We start from the raw sequence: 19,867 nt of genomic DNA, 5'->3' as shown, positions 1-19,867 counted from the left end.
CGATGGCGACGAGTGCGCGGCGGCGCGCGGTACCGTCGGACGGGTGCGGCGGACCGAGTCGATTCCCGGGGTGGCGTTCGGCGTCGGGGCGTACGCGTCCTGGGGCGCATTCCCCGCGTTCTTCGGTCTGCTGGCCTTCGCCCCCGCCACCGAGGTACTCGCGCAACGCATTCTGTGGACCCTGGTGGTGGTGCTCATCGTGCTGATCGCGGTGGGCCGTCTGGGCGAGCTGCGCCGGATCTCGGCGAGCACCTGGCGGTACGCGGCGGTGGCGTCGGCGGCGATCTCGCTGAACTGGGGTGTCTACGTCTACGGGGTGATCTCCGAACAGGTGGTGCAGTGCGCGCTCGGCTACTTCATCAACCCGCTGGTCACCGTGGCGTTCGGGGTGATCATCTTCCGGGAACGCCTGGCCGCCGCGCAGTGGGTGGCGCTGGGGCTCGGGGCGTCGGCGGTCGCGGTGCTCACCGTCGATTACGGGCGTCCACCGTGGATCGCGCTGACGCTGGCGTGCTCGTTCGCCGTCTACGGGTTGGTGAAGAAGGTGATCCCGCTGGACGCGCTGCGCGGGGTGGCGGCCGAGGGCCTGATCGCTGCCCCGTTTGCGCTGGTGTTCGTGATCGTGCTCGCCGTCACCGGGCAGGGCAGCTTCGGTGGCGGCGTCTCCGATACCGCGCTGCTCATGTCGACCGGGCCGGTGACGCTGGTGCCGCTGCTGCTGTTCGCGGTGGCCGCGCAACGAGTTCCGCTGTCGACCATGGGGATTCTGCAATATCTGACACCGGCCTTGCAGTTGGCGTGGGGCGTCGCGGTGGCCGGGGAGCCGATGCCCGCCTCGCGCTGGGCCGGATTCGCGCTGATCTGGGCGGCGCTGGCGCTGTTCACCGTGCATGCGCTGGTGCGCGGTCGGCGGCGCGCGGAACCAGTGCCCAGCGACAGCCCACTGTGATCACCCACAGACGAGCAGCGCGGCAGGCCCGCGGTGGGCTACATTCTGCCGTCGAATCGACCTCGAATGCCCTGTGACCAGGGGATTTTTCTGTGACAAGGGGTATCAGTGATATTGGATGACGCGCACCTGGACCGGGCGGCCGGCGCACTGCTCGGCAGCGCGGCCGGAGACGCGCTCGGCGCCGGCTACGAGTTCACCTATCCGGGCGACGACCAGGTGATCGATATGGTCGGCGGCGGCATGTTCGGCTGGGCGCCCGGCCAGTGGACCGACGACACCTCCATGGCGGTGGCCATCGCGCTGGCCGCGGACAAGGCCGACCGCGGCATCGATCTCGACGAGGTGGCCGCCGGATTCATGGCGTGGTGGGATTCGCAGCCGCCCGACGTCGGCGTGCAGACCTCGAAGGTCCTCGGTGCGCGCCCTGCCTCGGCACGCGGCATGCAGGCGGTGGCCATGTCACTGCCCGGACTGACCGGCGGCAACGGTTCGCTCATGCGCACCGGGCCGGTCGCCCTCGCCTACCTCACCGATCCGGTCGAATGCGCGAAGGCGGCGGGCGCGATCGGGCTGCTCACCCATCACGACCAGCAGGCCGTCGAGGCCTGCAAGATCTGGAGCCATGCCATCCGGCACGCGATCCTGGAGGCGAACTTCGACGGCGTGCGCGACTACGTCGCCTCCTGCCCGGCCGCCGACTATTGGACGCCGCTGCTGGATCAGGCCGAAACCGGTACCCCGCAGGACTTCCCGAAGAACGGCTGGGTGGTGCACGCCTTGCAGACCGCGTGGTGGGCCATCACCACCACCGATCAGTCCGGGCCGGACCACCTGCCGCGCGCGCTGGAACAGTGCGTGCGCGCCGGCAACGACACCGACACCACCGCCGCCATCGCGGGAGCGCTGCTCGGGGCGCGGTGGGGTGCGTCGGCGGTGCCGGCGCGGTGGCGGGAGATGCTGCACGGGTATCCGGGGTTGACCGGCAACGATCTGGTCGCGCTCGCGCACCGGATCGCCGCGAAGAACGCGGATTAGCCGGTCCCACATCGACTGAGATCACTGCACGATCCGCGGCGGCCGCCACTCATCGGTCGCCGGCGAGCCGACCCGGCGACGAGAGTAGCTGTGGCGGACGACGCCGACCGGCCCAGCCGATCTCAGTACGAGGTGATGATGTGACCCGGCGTCCACATCCCCGAGCGCTGGATCTGCTCGACCGTGAGCTGGGCCGGCTCGGCGTCGGGATCCACCGGGATGAACTGCTCGATCGACCCCCAGTCCCTGTCCCAGTCCTGATCCAGATACGCGGGCAGGGTGCGGGCGGTGAACAGCAGCTGGGTCCAGCCGAGCGGGCCGCCACCGTCGTGGGCCTGCCACATGGTGGTGATGGAGGCGCCGTTGCGGTCGGGCAGGATCCGGTACCGCGGCAGTTCGGAGACGCCGTAGCGGGTGGGCAGATGGTTCTGGCACGGGAAGTTCAGGCCGACCGCCCAATCCAGCAGCACCGGGGTCTGCGAACCGAGCAGTTCGGTCACGGTCGTCGTCCGCGGAACGCGCGGCGGGGTGACGGCCAGCCACTGATCCGCGCCGAGATCCTTGTCCTCGGCGACCAGGCGCACCACATCGGCGTCGCCGGGCAGCTGGTCCAGCGGGACGCGCAGATTGCGCCACACCGGTGCCGGGCCGATATCCAGCGGCAGGATCATCCCGCGCGGGGCGACGCTGCCGTCGGGTTGCCTGCTGCCGTATTCGAGTTCGAGCCGCTGGCCGGGACGTTCGATCCCGTCGGCGTCGACCGATCGGATCCGGCCCGCGACCGCGATGGCGATGATGTCGCCGCGGCTGCCGTCCACCGCGTCGGGTAGCCGATACCAGTCGGTGGTGAGGGCTGCCGGAACCTGCTCGTCCGGGCTGTAGGTGCCGAGCACCGGCGTGGTGGCCGGGTCCAGCCCGAACGGCAGTGGCACGCTGCTGCCGTTCACGCCGCGACCGGTCGAGGTGTCCGAGGTCGAACCGGCCGAGGCCGCCGCGTCACGGATCTCGTCCGGGTCCGACGACACCGTATTGGCCCGTCCGGTACTGGTTTCCAGCTCCTCCGACACCAGCACGGGGGCAACACCGTTGGGCGTGAACCCGGTCGATTCGGTGCCCGCCAGCGCGGCGGCGGAATCACCGGACAGCGGGCGCAGCATCGAGGCGTTCGGATCCGGCTCGACCAGTACGTCGTCGGCCAGGCCGCAGCCATCGGAGAAGGTCGCGGCGATATTCGATTTCGCCAGCGAGTAGGCCGGGTACTGGGAGACCGTGGCCTTGGCGAAGGAGGCCACCTCGAACACCACCATGGCGGCCGCCACGATCATCAGCACCGGTGTGCGCGCGAGGCGCCCGGCCGCCGACCCGGGTGCGGGCTCGGTGCCGGGACGGATGTGGAACCACGCGGCCACCGCCAGCGCGAGCACCGTCAGGCCCATCATGAACGTCGAGAACCCGAAGCCGGCGAACGACGGCGGCTTGTCCCACCACGGGATCCCCCACGACGAGACGTACCAATAGCCGTTGGCGGCAACGAAACTCATCGCCAGGGTGAAGAAGACCGCGGCCGCGAACAGGGCCCGGTTGCGCACCGGGCGCATCACCTTCGCGCTCACCGCGACCGCGGCCAATGCGGCGGCACACGCGGCCAGCCCGGCGAACACGCCGAACTGATGGTTCCACTTGGTCGGCGCGAACATCATCAGCACCATGGCGCCGAAGGTGATGCCGATGATGCGCCGCGACGGCCCCGCCGCGGTACCGGGGATGTGGCCGCCGCGGCGCAGCATCGTGACCACGCACACCAGCAGGCACAAGAACATCAGGAACACACCGAACCGGCGCGTCAGCCAGCCGTCGCCGCTGGGCTGGATCAGGTACTGGTAGCGCAGGTATTCGAAGAACCAGGATTCACCGGGACCGATCCGGTCATGCACGTACAGCATCTCGGTGAACGCGCTGAAGCTGCGATCGGCGAAGATCACCGTCAGCACCAGCACGCCCACCGCGAACAACGGCAACAGCTGCGCCAGGTAGCCGACGGTCTTGGCGCGATGCACGATCACCGCGGTCACGGTGCGCGCCCCGGCGATCAGCGCGGCCACACAGATCACCCCCGACGGCGCGGCGGTCAACGTCATCGCGGCGATGAGAATCGCCAGCGCCGCGGGCAGCAGCCGCCGGGTGGCGATGGCGCGCTCGACCGACACCCAGGTCAGGATCACGCCGGTGGCCACCACGAACTCCGCGCGCAGGCCGTTGTTGTAGGGCAGCCAGAACGCCAGGAACACCAGCGCCGAAGTCCACACCGCGATCCTGCTGTCACGCACACCGGCGCCCAGGCGCGGAATCACCTCGCGGCTGATCACCCACCAGCACACCAGCGCCGACAGCAGCACCGGCAACCGCACCCACGCGCTGGCCACCGACAGGTGTGTCATCCAGCCGATGACGTCGGTGTAGGGGGTGTAGAACGGCGCCTCGTCGACGGAGAACCAGCGGTAGTAGTTCGACATGTAGCCCGAGCTCTGCGCACCGCGCGCCATGCCGAGGATGTAGCCGTCATCGGAGGTGTTGGCGCCGATGAAGTGCCACACCAGCAGCGTCGCGAACACCACCCAGTCGACCGGCGTCAACCGCCACCAGCGCGAAGGCAGGAAACGGCGCGCGCGGCGGCCGTCGAGCCGGTCCAGCCGATACAGCGCCACCAGCGAGACCAGCGTGGCCAGCACGGCGAGCGCGATGACGACGAGCTTGATCGGCGTCGGCGAGGTGGAATAGCGCGAATCGACCTCGATATCGACGCGCATCCCGCCGGGCACCGCACCGGCGAGATCGCTGAACACACCGACCACCTGCGGACGCAGATCGCGTTCGGTGACCGCGCCCGCCGGCCCGGCGCCGGTTACCGAGACCGCCGCGCGGGTGGTCGAGACGTCGATCGCCAGGGCACAGCCCTGATCGCGCACCTGATCCAGCGGCGCCGACCACACCAGCGTGTTGCGTGACACCGCGTCCACCCGGCCGGGACGCTCCGGGGTATCGGCGACGACCTTGACCACGAAGCCGTAGCGCTCCATATCGGCCGACTGGCGCGGGATGGTCGAGAACACCACGCCGCCGGAACCGGCCAGCTGCGAGATCGCCGCGCACGGCACCTCGGCGGTCAGCCCGATCGGCGCATACGACACCAGCGGGGCGGCGACGCTGCGGGCCGCGTCGTCCTGCGGCCAGCTGATCGTGGCGGCATCCATGCGCACCGGAAGAAACGGCACCGCGAGGGCGCACAGCGCGCCGACGAGTGCGGCGACGATGGCCACCGGCCGCGCCCAGCCACCACGATCGACGGGTGCCGGACGGGGTTCGGTTGTCTCGCCGGGCCGTTCGCCCGCCCACACCATCGTGTCAGCCACGGAGCCCGATACTAGCGGGTAGGGCGGTGTGACCGGGCCGGCGCCGATCGGGGCGTCGGTGCGCAGACGAGTAACGGCCGATGCCCGTGGCGGGCATCGGCCGTTACCGGTCGTTCAGCTGTGCGAGCCGATCAGGCCGGGCAGGCCGCCGACTGCAGGCTGGCCGCCGTGAGCATGTCGCAGGCCCACTGCTGCTGGACCTTCCACTTGCCGTCCTCGGCGACGAACGGGACCGTGACCTCGTTCGTCTGACCGTTGATCACGAAGTTCGTGGTGGCGCTGATCGTGTCGCCCAACGGCGTCACGCTGACCACCTGGATGGAGGCGCCGGACTGCTGGTAGGCCTGCGTCAGCGTCGTCGGCAGATTCGGATCCGCCTCGGCTCCCTGGATCCACTGCAGCTTCTCTTCGTTGGGCACATTCGGGTCGAGCGCGCGCTGCAGCTGCTGGTTGAGCTCGTCGGCGGTGGGGACCGGCGGCACATTCGGGTCGGCGGCGTCGGCGGTCGTCGACTGGCTGGTGGTGGTCGACTTGGCCGGCTTGTCCGATTCCTTGTCGTCGCCACCACACGCGGTCATGGTCAGCGCGGCGGCCACGGCCAGGCCCGCGATGGCGATGCGTCCGGTCTTACGAAGCTTCAACTGCTCGTCCTTTGCGTTCGAGTGAGGTTGTGTCGTTGGCACTACGGCAGCCCCGCCCGACCGGCGACGCTGCACGAGTTACCAAGGCTACCCGCCGGTCGGTCGGGCGCGAACCCGTCAGTCCAGACTGCCCAGCGGGTCGGCCCGCGACAGCGCGGGATCGTCTGCCGCGAAGGTACGCGCCGGACCCGGCCCCGTCGAGCGGGTCTCGAACCGCACCGTCACCCGGCCCTGCCCGGCGCCCTGCACCCAGCCGTGGCCGAACTCGGGGTGGTGGACGTCGGTTCCGGGATGCCAGTGCGCCCGGGGCTGCGCCGACGCACCTTCGCCGATCACACTCTCGCCGGTGGCTGCTGGGCCATCAGGCGTCGCGCCGGTGATCGGGAGATGCGGGGAAACCGGCCCGGTATCCGCGTCCGCCGAGGGCGCCTGCCCGGCACCAGCGGTGCGGCCCGGGCCCGCGGCGGTGAACACCGGTTCGTCGATCTCCGTCTCGTCGTGCCTGCCCATCGCGGCCGGCTCCGGCATCCGGTCCAGCTCCGGGAACAGCGACTCCTGACGCACATCCGACAACCCCGCGTACCCGACGCCGACCAGGCGGATAGGGCCGAGTTCCTGCGGATCGATGGCCGAGCGCTGGGCGGCGGCGGTGAGGGTGGCCAGGTCCTCGGTGGCGTAGGGCAGGGTGAACGATCGGGTGACGATGCTCATATCGGACTTCTTGAGCTTGAGCACCACGGTGCGGGCGGCGCGACCGTCACGGGCCAGGCGGCGATGCGCGGACGCGGCCATATCGTCGATGGCCAGACGCAACCGGTCCAGGGTGACGATGTCGTGTTCGACGGTGGTCTCGGCGCTGATCTGCTTGGCCTCGGCCCGCTCGCTGACGGGCCGGTCGTCGATGCCGCGCGCCAGCCGGTGCAGCGCGGCACCGACGCTGCTGCCCAGAATCGACACCGCCTCCTGTTCCGGCAGCGCGGCGAACGCGCCGACGGTCTCGATGCCGAGCGAACGCAGTTTCGCATCGGCCACCGGGCCGATCCCCCACAGTTTGCGCACCGGCAGCGTGGCGAGCAGCTGCTGTTGTTCGGCGGGCGAGACCACCCGGATCCCATCGGGTTTGGCCAGGCCGGAGGCGATCTTGGCGAGCTGTTTGCCGGTACCGGCGCCGACCGAGGCGATCAGCCCGGTGCGGTCGCGCACCAGCGCCCGCAGCTCGGCGCAGAACTCGTGCACCTGCGCCACGGAGGCGCCCACCAGTTCGGCGGGCTCACCGAACGCCTCGTCGAACGACAATGTCTCGAGCACCGGGATACGGCTGCGCAGCGCATCGAAGACCCGCCCGCTCATCACGCCGTAGACGGCGCCGCGCGGCGGCACCACCACCGCCGTCACCCCGACCAGCCGCCGGGCCTGATGCATCGGCATCGCCGACCGCGCCCCGTACACCCGCGCTTCGTAGCTGGCTCCGGCGACCACGCCGCGTCCGCCGGTGCCGCCGACGAGCACCGGCCTGCCGCGCAAGGTCGGCCGGGTCAGTTGTTCACAGGAGGCGAAGAAGGCATCCATGTCGATGTGCAGTACCCAGCGGCGGGAAGTGGCGGCGGCGTGGTCGGCCGCGGCCGCCGGATGCTGCCGGCTCACCATCTGGTCGCCGGCGGGTGGCTGGGAAGGGCCGGAAGCCGTCCCGGGCATGCCGATCACGAGTGCACCCGGGTCGACCGGTCGTCGGCATCGGTAGACCTCTCGGGCACACCCCGGCCTGCCCGCGACGGCCCGGCATCCAGCGGCCGGCACCCGGCCGCTGTGCCGCGCACCGCCCCGTCAAGGACGCCATACGCGGTGACGGTCCCAGGACTGGCGCACATGGGCAGGAATCTACGCGCGCGCACCGACAACTTGGGCGCCATCGCACACCGCCGGCCCCGGCGATGCCCGGATGCCTGTTCGTCGCTGCCGGTTTGCCTGCGGGTTCCTCCCGCGCCCAGCTACCGCCGCGACCATCCTGACCTGCCATGATCATCTCGGCTCCGGCACCGATGAACCGCCGGTCCGGCCCGGGGATCGGACTCGGGGCCGCGCCGGATATGTGATGATCGGTCCATGATGATCCGCAAGGCTGTGATTCCCGCCGCCGGTATCGGTTCCCGCCTGCTGCCGCTGACCAAGGCGATCCCCAAGGAGATGCTTCCGGTCGGCGACAAGCCGGTGATCGAGCACACGGTGCGCGAACTGGTCGCCTCCGGGATCACCGATATCACCATCGTCGTCAGCGGCGGTAAATCGCTGATCCAGGACCACTTCCGGCCCAACCCGGCGCTGGTGGCCCAGCTGCGTGCCGACGGCAAGACCGCCTACGCCGACGCCGTCGAGGAGGTCGGCGAGCTGTCGCGGGCCGGCCACATCACCTACCTGGACCAGCACGGCCCCTATGGCAACGGCACCCCGGTGCTCAACGCCGCCCGTGCCCTCGGCGACGAGCCCATGCTGGTGCTGTGGCCCGACGACGTCTTCGTCGCCGAGACCCCGCGCGCCCAGCAGCTGATCACCGCCTACGAGACCACCGGCTGCCCGGTGCTGGCGCTGATGCCGATGGATCCGAACGAATCGCAGCGCTACGGCGTGCCGATGGTGCACGAGGACCTCGACAACGGGCTGCTGCGCATCTCGGGGCTGATGGAGAAGCCGAAGCCGGAGGACGCCCCGTCGGCGTACGCGGCGATCGGTGGCTACGTGGTGACGCCGGGCATCATCGAGGAGCTGCGCAAGCAGACCGAGCGCTGGTACACCCACCGCACCGGCGAGGTCTACCTCACCGACGCCATCAATGCCTTCGCCGCCGGGCACGCGGTGTACGGCCAGGTCATCAAGGGCCGCTGGTACGACACCGGCAACCCGGCCGACTACCTGGTCGCCCAGTTCGCCACGGCGCTGGCCCACCCCGATTACGGCCCGCGATTGCGGCAGCTGATCGACTGAGTCAGAACCGCCGGATCGAGTAGATCTCGAACTGGCTCAACGGTGCGAGCCCGACCGGCACACCGCGTCCGTAGGCGTTGAAGATCTGGCCGAAGCCCGCGTAGATGCCGACGTGCGAGGCGTCGGCGTTGAGGATCACCACATCGCCGGGTGAGAGAGCATAGCGCGGGACCTCGGCACCCACCTCGGCCTGTTCCCAGGTGGTGCGCGGCAGCCGCACCCCGACCTGCGCGTAGGCCCACTGGACCAGCGCCGAGCAGTCCCACGAATGCGGCCCCTCACTGCCCCATTCGTAGGGTTTGCCGGTCTGGGTGACGGCGGCGGCCAGCGCGCCGAGCCCGGCCGGGCTCGGCAGCGGCAGCGCAGCCGAGCCGCTGGAACTTCCCGAGCCCGAACCCGATCCGGAACCCGAGGACGATCCGGAGCCGCCGCTGCCGGAGGAGCTGCCGGTATCGGGGGCTGCCACGGCGGGCGCGGCCAGGGTGAATGCCGCGAGGGCGGCGAAGCAGAAGCCGGTGATGATCCGGCGCAGCGGGGTTCTCGTCACGTGCTCGCCCTTCGGTCGGCCCGGCCGACGAGCCGTCCACCGGGACGCGTATCAGGTAGAACAATCCGTACCGATAGTCACTGCGGCACCGGCAGGAACTTCAGCCCCAGCAGCAACAGCCCTGATTGTGCCGCTCCGGATATGTGGGCACGGTGGGTTCAGCAAATCCCCCGTATGTGATTTGCATCACAATCAACCGGCGCGGCGGGTCACCCGAACCGCGATCGCGCTGGAATCGCCCCCGCGGGCGCGTCGACACGACACCTGCGCACCCCGACGGGGTTATCGCGCGCTCCTCGCCCTCGCATCCACACCCTCAGCCAGCGGAGATGGGTCGCGAATCGACCGCACGACAACCGGTGTGGGCGAGGGTCCACGCCCCCACCCACACCGGCCGGTCTCACACCTTGGCGACCGCCGCGCGCACCCCGCCGACCAATTCGGCCGCCGCCGCACCGGCCGCACCGAAGCTCAGCTCGGTAGCCAGGATTTCGCCGGCGATCAGGTCCCGGTGGGTCCGCGCCCACGCCTGCCGCTCCTCGGGCACCTCGAGCACCACCGTGATCCGGTCGGAGACATCCAGCCCCAGCGACTTGCGGGTCTCCTGGAGATCGCGAATGAGGTCGCGGGCCCAGCCCTCGGCCTCCAGTTCCTCGGTCACCACCGAGTTCAGCACCACCAGACCGGCATTGCCGGGCAGCGCGGCGGTGGACTCCGGTTCGGCCGCCACCAGGCGCTGGGTGTACTCCTCGGGCAGCAACTCGATGCCCGCCGCGCTCACCACACCGTCGGCGGTCTCGGACCACTCGCCGGCCTTGACCGCCTTGATCACCGTCTGCACGTCCTTGCCCAGCCGCGGACCAGCCGCCCGGGCATTGACGACCAGCTCGAACCGGCCGTGCGAGGCCACATCGGTGGTGAGATCCACCTTCTTGACGTTCACCTCGTCGGCGATGATGTCGGCGTAGGGCGCCAGCCGGTCGGCATCGGCCGCGGCGATGGTCACCTCCGCCAGCGGCAGCCGCACCCGCAGGTTCTGCGCCTTGCGCAGGCTCAGCACGGTCGAGCACACCGTGCGCGCCTCGTCCATCGCCGCGACCAGCTCCGGATCGTGCGGTAGTTCCTCGGCGGTAGGCCAATCGGTCAGATGCACCGAACGCCCGCCGGTCAGCCCGCGCCAGATCACCTCGGTGATCAGCGGCAGCAGCGGCGCGGCCAGCCGGGTGGTCACCTCCAGCACGGTGTGCAGGGTGTCGACGGCGTCGCGCTCCTCTTCCCAGAACCGCGAACGCGACCGGCGCACATACCAGTTGGTCAGCGCGTCGGCGAAGGTGCGCAGCTCATCGCAGGCGCCGGCGATGTCGTAGACCTCGAGCGCCTCGGTGATCGTGTCCCTGGTCACCGCGAGCTTGGCCAGGATGTAGCGGTCGAGCACATGCGCCGAATCCGTGCGCCACACACCCGGTTTCGAGGCGTAGAGCTGCAGGAAGGTCCACGCGTTCCACAGCGGGCGCAGCGCATGGCTCACACCCTCACGGATGCCGCGCTCGGTGACGATGAGGTTGCCGCCGCGCAGGATCGGCGAGCTCATCAGGAACCAGCGCATCGCATCGGAGCCGTCGCGGTCGAACACCTCCTTCACGTCCGGGTAGTTGCCCTTGGACTTGCTCATCTTCAGCCCGTCGTCGCCGAGCACGATGCCGTGCGCGGCAACGGTTTTGAACGCCGGGCTGTCGAACAGCGCGGTGGCCAGCACGTGCAGGGTGTAGAACCAGCCGCGGGTCTGGCCGTTGTACTCGACGATGAAATCGCCGGGGAAGTGGCTGTCGAACCAGTCCTTGTTCTCGAACGGGTAGTGCACCTGGGCGTAGGGCATCGAGCCCGACTCGAACCAGCAGTCGAGCACCTCCGGCACCCGGCGCATGGTCGACTTGCCGGTCGGATCGTCCGGGTTCGGGCGGGTGAGCTCATCGATCATCGGCCGGTGCAGGTCGGCCGGGCGCACCCCGAAGTCGCGTTCGAGCTCATCGAGCGAACCGTAGACGTCCACCCGCGGATAGGCCGGATCGTCGGAGACCCACACCGGGATCGGGCTGCCCCAGTAGCGGTTACGGCTGATGTTCCAGTCCCGAGCACCCTCGAGCCACTTGCCGAACTGGCCGTCGCGGATGTGCTCGGGCACCCAGGTGATCTGCTTGTTCAGCTCGACCATCCGGTCACGGAACTGGGTCACCGCCACGAACCACGACGGCACCGCCATGTAGATCAGCGGCTGACCCGAGCGCCAGCTGTGCGGGTAGGAGTGCTCGATGGTCTCGTGCCGCAGCAGCTTTCCGGCCGCCTTGAGGTCCTTGATGATCACCGGGTTGGCGTCGAAGACCATCAGGCCCTCGTACGGCGGCACCATCGAGGTGAACTTGCCGCCCGGATCCAGCGGCTGCACGATCGTGATGCCGTTGGCCGTGGCGACGTCCATGTCCTCTTCACCGAACGCGGGCGCCAGGTGCACGACGCCGGTACCGGAATCGGTGGTGACGTAATCGGCCGACAGCACCCGGTGCGCGTTGGGGTGACCGAGGAAGAAGTCGAACGGCGGCTGATACGACAGTCCGACCAGCGCGGCGCCGTCGTACTCGGCGAGCACCTCGGGCTCGTCGCCGAACTCCCGCGCGTAGTGCGACACCCGCTCGGCGGCCAGCACATAGCGTTTGCCGTCGGCGCCGCGCAGATGCACGTAGCGCACGTCGGGATGCACCGCGATCGCGAGGTTGGACGGCAGCGTCCACGGCGTGGTGGTCCAGATCAGGGCGTTGGCGCCGTCGAGTTCGTGCAGCGGATGGCCGGCCGGCACCGTCAGCACCATGTCCACGGTGACCGCCGGGTCCTGGCGCATCTTGTAGGCGTCGTCGAGCCGGGTCTCCTGGTTCGACAGCGGGGTCTGCTCGTACCAGCTGTAGGGCAGCACCCGGAAACCCGGGTAGATCAGGCCCTTGTCGTAGAGCGACTTGAACGCCCACATGACCGACTCCATGAAGTCGAGATCGAGGGTCTTGTAGTCGTTGTCGAAGTCCACCCAGCGCGCCTGGCGGGTGACATAGTCGCGCCATTCCCCGGTATACCGAAGTACCGACGTTTTACACGCGGCATTGAATTCCGCGAGCCCCATCGCGTCGATCTGTGATTTGTCCGTGATACCGAGCTGCTTTTCCGCCTCGATTTCCGCGGGAAGTCCATGACAGTCCCAGCCGAATCGCCGATCGACGCGCTTACCGCGCATTGTCTGGAAACGCGGGATCAGATCCTTCACATATCCGGTGAGCAAATGACCGTAATGTGGCAGACCGTTGGCAAACGGCGGGCCATCGTAGAACACGAACTCGCCCTCGCCCGATTCGCCTGCCTGCGAGCGGTTTTCGATGCTGGCGCGGAAGGTGTCGTCGGCGGCCCAGGCGTCGAGTACGGCGCGTTCCAGGTCGGGGAACGACGCACCCGGCCCGGCGCCGAGGTCGACGCGGGGATATGCGCTGCTACTGGAATTCTCGTCCGCCATCGCGGTGCGTCTCCTCGTGCCCGTGCGCCGTAGCGCACTCTCCTCGGCACGGGGACGACTCCGGCGCCCGGTGCGCCGAAACCGCGGTACCACCCCGCTTGTCCAGGCGCCCCTACCGGCACCGGACCTCTCGTCATGAGCTGTGACGGGCTCTCCCGTTCGGTTCTAGTGAGTGTGCGGCGGCCCTACCAGGGCGAACACACCGTTCTTCCGAAGGCTCCCCGGTGATGGCCGGATCGACGCCGTATTCATGTTTGATTCTAACCAGTTCGGTCAAACCAGTATTTCGGGTGCCGCGCTCACCGCGACGGCCACGCGAACCGGCAAACGCTCAGCGCTTGGCATGCCTGCCCTGCGGGGGCGGGTCGTCACCTTCGGGTTTGCCCATCGACAACGCGCTCACCAGCAACAACACCGCACCGATCACACACACCACGATGCAGCCCCACGCCCAGACCACCGAACCGGTGGTCAGTGCCGCGACCAGCAGGGCGAAGCCGATGGCGGCGAGGACAAGCGTCAAGACGAGCATGGTGACCCCCAGGGGATGCCAGGCGGCCCGACTGCGTCTGGGGTGTGACTATTTGCCACCCTTGGCGAACGACGCGGGCGCGAGGTTGTTCGATCCGGTGTCGAAGGCCTCGCCGCCGTCGACTGGCACCGCGGAACCGCGGTTCTCCAGCTCTTCGAGCTGCGATTCCAGGTAGGACTTCAGCCGCACGCGGTACTCGCGCTCGAAGGTCTTGAGCTGCTCGATCCGGCTCTCCAGCACCGTGCGCTGCTGGGTGATGGTCGCCATGATCTCGGTGTGCTTGCGCTCGGCGTCGGCTTGCAGGGCGTCGGCCTTCTCCTTGGCCTGGCGCAGCTGGTTGTCCGAACGGGTCTGCGCGTCCGACAGCATCGCTTCGGACTTCTGGCGGGCGTCGGCGATCATCGCCTCGGACCGGGTGCGGGCATCGCCGACGAGTCGCTCGGAATTCGCCCGGGCATTCGACAGCAAATTCTCAGCTTCGGTCTTGGCGTCGCTGGTGAGGCGGTCGGCCATCTCCTGGGCGAGGCTGAGCACCTTGGCGGCCTGCAGATTGGAGTCCGCGCCGGCGGGATCCTTGGCGGCGGGCGCGGGCGCGGCAATCGGTGCCGGCGGCGCCGCAGGCACCGGCGGTTTCACCGGTTCGGGCGGAGGTGCCTGCTGGACCGGCTGTTTCGCGGTGGCGACGGCCGCATTGCCCCGGTTCTTCTTCGCATCGGCCAGCTCGGAATCGAGCTCGGCAACCCGCTGGCGCAGATCTGCGTTCTCCTCGATCAGGCGCGAAAGCTCCTGCTCCACGAGATCCAGGAAGGCGTCTACTTCGTCTTCGTTGTAGCCGCGCTTCCCGATCGGCGGTTTGCTGAACGCGACGTTGTGCACATCGGCTGGGGTCAGCGGCATGGAAGGATCCCTTCACGCGTCTTTTGGAGATCTAGCAGATCTGGCGAGCTGTGTCCTCGGCCCATTCTGTCACACCGGGGCTACCGGCTGCCCGAGCCTGCTCACGATCGACATCAGGATGAAGACGATGAATAGCAGGACCATTATCGACAGATCGAGCCGAATTCCCCCCAATGACACCGGTGGTATCAACCGCCTCAGGAGTTTCACCGGAGGATCGGTGATCGTGAAGATCACCTCGAGGATGACGACCACGATGCCGCTGGGGCGCCAGTCACGGGCGAAGCTACGGATGAACTCGACGATCACCCGGCTGATCAGCAACAGCCAGAAGATGAACAGCACGAAGTACAGCACCGCGAACAAGGCCACGACCTCACTCTGCCGCAAAATCGGCGGCGTGCAAAATGGCCGCGCCGACCAGTTCGACCCGCATCCGGCTCTCCCCCCGGTTCATGTTCCTATTTCTGGTTGTAGAAGCCTGTTTCGGCGATCCGGCGGCGTTCCTCGGCCGATACGTCGACATCGGCAGGTGAGAGCAGGAACACCTTGGTGGCCACCTTGTCGAAGGAGCCGCGCAGCGCGAAGGCCAGGCCCGCGGCGAAGTCGACCAGTCGTTTCGCGTCGGCGTTGCTGAGATCGACCAGGTCCATGATCACCGGGTTGCCCTCGCGGAACCGCTCGCCGATGATCCTGGCCTCGCTGTAGTCGCGCGGGCGCAGCGTCGTGATCTTGGACAAGGGACCTCCGTCCTCGAAGATCGCGGGACGGCGGGCGACGACGGGATCGGGACGCATCCGCTCTTCCAGTCGCCGTTCCTCGGCCTCGGGATCGACGGCGAGCGCACCACGAGTGGCGCCACGCATGATCGGCGCGCTACCGCCGGCCCGGAACCGGCCCGCGGCCGCGGCGTCGATGCGCGTGGGGCGGCGCGGCGCCTCGTAACGGTCGTCGCCGTAGCTCTCGGGGGTGTAGTCGTCGCGCCGGGCGGGCGGGTAGCCGGCCTGGTACGGCGACTTGTAGGCCGGCTCGTCGAACTCGGCGTCGTCGTAGCGGTCGTCGGCGTACCGGTCGGCGCCGTAGCCGGGCCGGTCGGCGTAGTCGCGAGGCCGGCGCGTGCCGCGTTCGTCCATCGGGCGAGGGCCACGATCGTCGACGTAGTCGTCTTCGTAATCCTCGAGCGGAACCATGCCGAAGTAGGCCTTGAATTTGTGCAGGGTACTCATCGTTCCACCTCGCTAACGCTCGCCTCGGGCATGGCCACGACGGCCCTGGTCCCACGCTCGCTCATATCCTCCCCCTTGCCGACACCCGACTCCGCCGTGACCACGATGGTGGCGGTGTGTATCGCTCGCTCACTTCGCTCGCTCATCCTGGTCGACCTTCCTTCGGCCCCGGTGACGGCCGGGTGTTGAAGTCTTGCTCAGCCCCTCGTCGGTCCCAGCATATGTGTCGAATGTGACTGATGAGGTTTCTTTGCTACGCCGAGGTTATCGGTCGGGCGCCCATGAGAGCGGTACCGACACGCACACAGGTGGATCCGTGTTCGATCGCCGATTCCAGATCTCCCGACATTCCGGCCGACAATTCCGACGCGCCGGGATGAGCGGCGGTCAGCTCGGCGTGTACAGCCGCCAGCCGTGCGAACGCGGCGGCCGGTTCCACCTCCAGCGGAGGTATCGCCATCAGGCCGGACAGCCGCAGCGCGGGCGCTTGCGCGATCCGATCGGCAAGTGCCGCAACGGCATCCGGCGCGACACCGCCGCGACCCGGGTCCTCGTCCAGCCTCACCTGGATGAGCACGTTGAGCGGTTCCCGGCGTTCGCCGGCGTCGAGCGCCGCGGCGGCCGCGACGTCAAGGGCCGTTGCCAATCGTTCGCTGTCCACCGAATGCACCGTATGCGCCCAGCGGGCCACCGATTTGGCCTTGTTGCGTTGCAGCCGGCCGATCATGTGCCACCGGATATCGGGGTGCCGGGTGAGTTCGGACACTTTCGCGCCGGCTTCCTGCTCACGTGATTCACCGAACTCCCTGCGGCCGAGGCTATAAAGGATGTCCACGTCCGCGGCGGGGAAGAATTTGGTCACCGGTAGCAGCCGGACGCTGCCCGGGTCACGCCCGGCGGCCGCGCAGGCGGCGTCGATGCGGTCGAGCAACCCGGCCAGGTTGGTGGCCAGTTCGGTGGTGCGGCGGTCGAGGGTCTGAGCGGTGCTCGTCGGACTCACGCGTGCGGCTCCCCTTCCTGCATCCAGATGACCCCGCCGAGCCGGCCGGTGGGTGCGCCGCGGCGGTGGCTGAACAGTGTCTTGTCCTCGATCGTGCAGCGCGGGTCGACGGCGACGGCGCCGACGCCCGCGCTGGTGAGCTGTCGGCGTAGACCGGCCCGCAGATCCAGTCCGGGTGTGCCGCGTTCGGTGGTGGTGGCACTGCCGGGCAGATGCCGTTCCACATCGGCGCGCATCTCGGCGGGCACCTCGTACTGACGCCCACTGGCGGCGGGTCCGAGGAAGGCGCCGATGCGGTCGACGCGCGCACCGACCGAGACCATGGCGTCCAGTACCCGGGGCACGATGCCGATGCGGGCGCCGATCCGGCCGGCGTGCACGGCGGCGATCACCCCGGCCTCGTCATCGGAGAGCAGGATCGGCACACAGTCGGCGGTGACGACCACCAATGCCAGGCCACCGACGGTGGTCACCAGCGCGTCGGTGGCCGGTACCGGCTCGGCGCGCGGCCCGTCGACGATCTCGACATTGCGGCCGTGGATCTGTTCCATCCAGACCAGCCGCTGCGGCGGTAGCCCGATGGTCTCGGCGAGCCGCTCGCGGTTGCGGCGCACGGCCTGCGGATCGTCACCGACGTGGTCGCCGAGATTGAACGAGTCGTACGGTGCGGCGGAGAAGCCTCCGGCCCGCGTCGTGACCACTCGCCGGACAGTGCGAACCGAAACCGATGTCATGCCGACGAGCGTAGTCGGCTGCCGGCTCTGCGCCGGTCAGCGCGGGTGTACCGGGGTGATCAGCGTCGCATGAACGACGGGACGTCGACGTCGTCGTCGTCATCGTCGCCGGTGTCCGGCGGCGGGGTGTGCGAACGGCCGGTGTGGCTTGCGATGGGATCGGCCGCCGGACGGGGCCGGTCGTCGCGGTAGCTCGGCGCCGGTCCCCTGCTCACGCTGCTGGACGTAGCCGCCGCCGGGCTCTCGGCCGGACGCGCGCTCGACTCGGTGCTGCGGCTCTGGCCGATCTCGCCGGCCCGGCCCGCGCCGATGGTGCCGCGGGTGGTGGCCGGGTCGAAGGTGCGCCGGGCCGGTCCGCCGCCGTCGAAACCGGCCGCGATGACGGTGACGCGCACTTCGTCGCCGAGCGAATCGTCGATGACGGTACCGAAGATGATGTTGGCCTCGATGTGCGCGGCTTCCTGAACCAGCGAGGCCGCCTCGTTGATCTCGAACAGACCCAGGTCCGAGCCGCCGGCGATCGACAGCAGCACGCCGTGCGCACCGTCCATCGAGGCTTCCAGCAGCGGCGAGTTGATCGCCGCCTCGGCCGCCTTCACCGATCGGCCCTCACCGCGCGAGGAGCCGATGCCCATGAGCGCGCTGCCCGCACCCGACATGACGCTCTTGACGTCGGCGAAGTCGACGTTGATCAGGCCCGGGGTGGTGATCAGGTCGGTGATGCCCTGGACACCGTTGAGCAGCACCTCGTCGGCGGAGCGGAAGGCGTCCATCAGGCTCACCGCCGCGTCGCCGAGTTGCAGCAGCCGATCGTTCGGGATGACGATCAGGGTGTCGCAGGATTCGCGCAGCATATTGATGCCGACCTCGGCCTGGTTGCCGCGCCGCTTGCCCTCGAAGGAGAACGGGCGGGTGACCACGCCGATGGTGAGCGCACCGAGCTTGCGCGCGATGCTGGCGACGACGGGTGCGCCACCGGTACCGGTGCCACCGCCCTCGCCTGCGGTGACGAAGACCATGTCGGCGCCCTTGAGCACCTCTTCGATCTCGTCCTTGTGATCCTCTGCGGCCTTGCGGCCGACCTCGGGATCGGCGCCGGCTCCCAGGCCGCGGGTGAGTTCGCGGCCGACGTCGAGTTTGACGTCGGCATCACTCATCAGCAGCGCCTGGGCGTCGGTGTTGACCGCGATGAACTCGACTCCCTTGAGTCCCTGTTCGATCATCCGGTTGACGGCGTTCACGCCGCCGCCGCCGATACCGACGACCTTGATCACTGCAAGGTAGTTGTGCGGGGGCGTCATGGGCTCTCGCCTTCCTTCGATCCAAAGCCTGTCGTTTCCGGATGCTCGGCACCGATCCGCGTCGGCCGGGCCGTGTCTCCCAGCGGTCCGCGACTCGAGCAAACCCTAAACCTCAACCATAGGGTTGGCGTTATGTCAAGTATCCGACTGGTGCCGAACGCTATTCGCAGCCGACGCGATCCGCGCGCAGGCGCGCCGAGACGAGAATCAGAATCTTGTGTGATCCCGCTCGTGCCGACACGCCGGACGTCGTATCGTGGTCGGTTGCCCCCCGGCGGGAATCCCGTTGCGGGGACGCCTCCCGGATCGCCACCGAAAACTCGCCGGACACAAGGGGTATCACGCCGAGTTCGATGGACTTCGATCATTTTACCGTCACCAGATCGGGGCTCGACACGTCGAACACCGTGCCGGGGCGGGTCAGCAGCGGACCGACCACCGCCACCTTGCGTTCGGCATCGTCGGCCCCGCCCCACAGTACCGTGCGGCCATCGCGCAGCCGCAGCGAAATATCCGAAATCGACCGTACCGCAACCTCGCCCACCTGCACTCTCAGCGCCGGCGGCAACGCCGTGACCACCGCGACCGCGGCCCGGGTGCCCGGGTCGGCGCTGCCGGGATGGCCGGCCTTCAGTTCCGGCACGCCGATCGGCGGCGGCTCGATCGCGTACTCGACGCTCTGGGCGTCGAGCAGATGCGCCCCACGCTCGCTGGTGTAGAACAGCACCGGTGTGCGCTCGGTGATCGTCACCCGCACCGTCGACGGGAACGAGCGCTGCACCCGCACCGTGCTCACCTTCGGGATGCTCGCCACCCGCGCGGCCATGGCGGCGGTATCGATGCGCAGCATCGACTGCCCGTCCGGAATCTCGAGTAACTCCCGCACCCGCTCCTCCGGGACCGCCGACAGCCCCTGGATCTGCACCGCCCGCACCGACAGCAGCGGCGTGAACCAGGCCACCACGATGACGGTGATCAGCAGGCACACCGCGGGCAATCCCCACAGCCGGATCCGGCGCCACCGACGCGCACCGAACAGCTCGGCTCCGGACCGCACCGGCGC

The 19,867-nt window shown here is 69.0% G+C and carries 16 protein-coding genes; 3 read left to right on the top strand and 13 right to left on the bottom strand.

Translation table 11 applies throughout. From position 1 onward, the window contains the following. The first annotated feature begins 43 nt into the window (after positions 1 to 43). Both rarD and FEK34_RS05145 read left to right on the top strand, forming a co-directional pair. Entirely contained in the window at positions 44 to 949 is a 906-nt protein-coding gene (rarD, locus tag FEK34_RS05150) for an EamA family transporter RarD (RefSeq protein ID WP_138446959.1), read from the top strand. Between the two features lie 108 nt (positions 950 to 1,057). Further along, positions 1,058 to 1,987 (top strand): ADP-ribosylglycohydrolase family protein, encoded by a 930-nt coding sequence (locus FEK34_RS05145; protein ID WP_138446674.1) that lies wholly within the window; start codon positions 1,058 to 1,060, stop codon positions 1,985 to 1,987. Between the two features lie 122 nt (positions 1,988 to 2,109). Here FEK34_RS05145 and FEK34_RS05140 read toward each other — a convergent pair whose 3' ends face one another. The 3 genes from FEK34_RS05140 to FEK34_RS05130 form a co-directional block, all read right to left on the bottom strand. Then, on the bottom strand, positions 2,110 to 5,385 hold the full coding sequence (locus FEK34_RS05140; RefSeq protein WP_138446958.1) for an arabinosyltransferase domain-containing protein: 3,276 nt from the start codon (positions 5,383 to 5,385) through the stop codon (positions 2,110 to 2,112). Between the two features lie 143 nt (positions 5,386 to 5,528). Then, complete coding sequence (locus FEK34_RS05135) at positions 5,529 to 6,038, bottom strand: hypothetical protein (protein ID WP_138446673.1); 510 nt, start codon at positions 6,036 to 6,038, stop codon at positions 5,529 to 5,531. 117 nt (positions 6,039 to 6,155) lie between these two features. Then, on the bottom strand, positions 6,156 to 7,685 hold the full coding sequence (locus FEK34_RS05130) for a DNA polymerase IV (protein WP_138446672.1): 1,530 nt from the start codon (positions 7,683 to 7,685) through the stop codon (positions 6,156 to 6,158). A 456-nt stretch (positions 7,686 to 8,141) separates the two neighbouring features. Here FEK34_RS05130 and FEK34_RS05125 point away from each other — a divergent pair, with 456 nt between their 5' ends. Then, positions 8,142 to 9,017, top strand: coding sequence for a UTP--glucose-1-phosphate uridylyltransferase (locus FEK34_RS05125; RefSeq protein WP_138446671.1), 876 nt, complete (start codon positions 8,142 to 8,144; stop codon positions 9,015 to 9,017). A gap of 1 nt (position 9,018) precedes the next feature. Here the strand turns inward: FEK34_RS05125 and FEK34_RS05120 are convergent, their stop codons facing one another. The 10 genes from FEK34_RS05120 to FEK34_RS05075 all read right to left on the bottom strand — a co-directional run bounded on the left by FEK34_RS05120 (position 9,019) and on the right by FEK34_RS05075 (position 19,861). Beyond that, positions 9,019 to 9,564, bottom strand: coding sequence for a C40 family peptidase (locus FEK34_RS05120; RefSeq protein ID WP_432760927.1), 546 nt, complete (start codon positions 9,562 to 9,564; stop codon positions 9,019 to 9,021). Between the two features lie 400 nt (positions 9,565 to 9,964). Further along, the gene (ileS, locus tag FEK34_RS05115) at positions 9,965 to 13,114 is read right to left on the bottom strand and encodes an isoleucine--tRNA ligase (protein WP_138446670.1); all 3,150 of its coding nucleotides are present in this window, start codon (positions 13,112 to 13,114) and stop codon (positions 9,965 to 9,967) included. 331 nt (positions 13,115 to 13,445) lie between these two features. Then, complete coding sequence (locus FEK34_RS05110; RefSeq protein WP_138446669.1) at positions 13,446 to 13,646, bottom strand: DUF2207 domain-containing protein; 201 nt, start codon at positions 13,644 to 13,646, stop codon at positions 13,446 to 13,448. 48 nt (positions 13,647 to 13,694) lie between these two features. Then, on the bottom strand, positions 13,695 to 14,543 hold the full coding sequence (gene wag31, locus FEK34_RS05105) for a DivIVA-like cell division protein Wag31 (protein ID WP_036535354.1): 849 nt from the start codon (positions 14,541 to 14,543) through the stop codon (positions 13,695 to 13,697). A gap of 69 nt (positions 14,544 to 14,612) precedes the next feature. Next, on the bottom strand, positions 14,613 to 14,915 hold the full coding sequence (locus FEK34_RS05100; RefSeq protein ID WP_036535351.1) for a YggT family protein: 303 nt from the start codon (positions 14,913 to 14,915) through the stop codon (positions 14,613 to 14,615). A gap of 89 nt (positions 14,916 to 15,004) precedes the next feature. Further along, on the bottom strand, positions 15,005 to 15,769 hold the full coding sequence (locus FEK34_RS05095) for a cell division protein SepF (RefSeq protein WP_138446668.1): 765 nt from the start codon (positions 15,767 to 15,769) through the stop codon (positions 15,005 to 15,007). A gap of 253 nt (positions 15,770 to 16,022) precedes the next feature. Further along, the gene (locus FEK34_RS05090; protein ID WP_138446667.1) at positions 16,023 to 16,769 is read right to left on the bottom strand and encodes a YggS family pyridoxal phosphate-dependent enzyme; all 747 of its coding nucleotides are present in this window, start codon (positions 16,767 to 16,769) and stop codon (positions 16,023 to 16,025) included. Beyond that, positions 16,766 to 17,503 (bottom strand): peptidoglycan editing factor PgeF, encoded by a 738-nt coding sequence (gene pgeF / locus FEK34_RS05085; protein ID WP_138446666.1) that lies wholly within the window; start codon positions 17,501 to 17,503, stop codon positions 16,766 to 16,768. Before pgeF ends, FEK34_RS05090 begins: the two co-directional genes overlap by 4 nt. Positions 17,504 to 17,562: 59 nt before the next feature. After that, entirely contained in the window at positions 17,563 to 18,804 is a 1,242-nt protein-coding gene (gene ftsZ, locus FEK34_RS05080) for a cell division protein FtsZ (protein WP_138446665.1), read from the bottom strand. A 364-nt stretch (positions 18,805 to 19,168) separates the two neighbouring features. After that, the gene (locus FEK34_RS05075) at positions 19,169 to 19,861 is read right to left on the bottom strand and encodes a cell division protein FtsQ/DivIB (RefSeq protein ID WP_138446664.1); all 693 of its coding nucleotides are present in this window, start codon (positions 19,859 to 19,861) and stop codon (positions 19,169 to 19,171) included. Between the last annotated feature and the right edge of the window lie 6 nt (positions 19,862 to 19,867).

The organism is Nocardia cyriacigeorgica, from assembly GCF_005863245.1.
GTDB lineage: Bacteria > Actinomycetota > Actinomycetes > Mycobacteriales > Mycobacteriaceae > Nocardia > Nocardia cyriacigeorgica_C.
This window is presented reverse-complemented; position numbering and strand designations above follow the sequence as displayed.

What these genes read in the sequence shown, in the direction of transcription:
- FEK34_RS05140 (WP_138446958.1), bottom strand. Translation starts at nt 5,385, where the DNA reads ATGGTGTGGGCGGGCGAACGGCCCGGCGAGACAACCGAACCCCGTCCG.
- FEK34_RS05130 (WP_138446672.1), bottom strand. Translation starts at nt 7,685, where the DNA reads ATGGTGAGCCGGCAGCATCCGGCGGCCGCGGCCGACCACGCCGCCGCC.
- FEK34_RS05125 (WP_138446671.1), top strand. Translation starts at nt 8,142, where the DNA reads ATGATGATCCGCAAGGCTGTGATTCCCGCCGCCGGTATCGGTTCCCGC.
- ileS (WP_138446670.1), bottom strand. Translation starts at nt 13,114, where the DNA reads ATGGCGGACGAGAATTCCAGTAGCAGCGCATATCCCCGCGTCGACCTC.
- FEK34_RS05110 (WP_138446669.1), bottom strand. Translation starts at nt 13,646, where the DNA reads ATGCTCGTCTTGACGCTTGTCCTCGCCGCCATCGGCTTCGCCCTGCTG.
- wag31 (WP_036535354.1), bottom strand. Translation starts at nt 14,543, where the DNA reads ATGCCGCTGACCCCAGCCGATGTGCACAACGTCGCGTTCAGCAAACCG.
- FEK34_RS05095 (WP_138446668.1), bottom strand. Translation starts at nt 15,769, where the DNA reads ATGAGTACCCTGCACAAATTCAAGGCCTACTTCGGCATGGTTCCGCTC.
- pgeF (WP_138446666.1), bottom strand. Translation starts at nt 17,503, where the DNA reads ATGACATCGGTTTCGGTTCGCACTGTCCGGCGAGTGGTCACGACGCGG.
- ftsZ (WP_138446665.1), bottom strand. Translation starts at nt 18,804, where the DNA reads ATGACGCCCCCGCACAACTACCTTGCAGTGATCAAGGTCGTCGGTATC.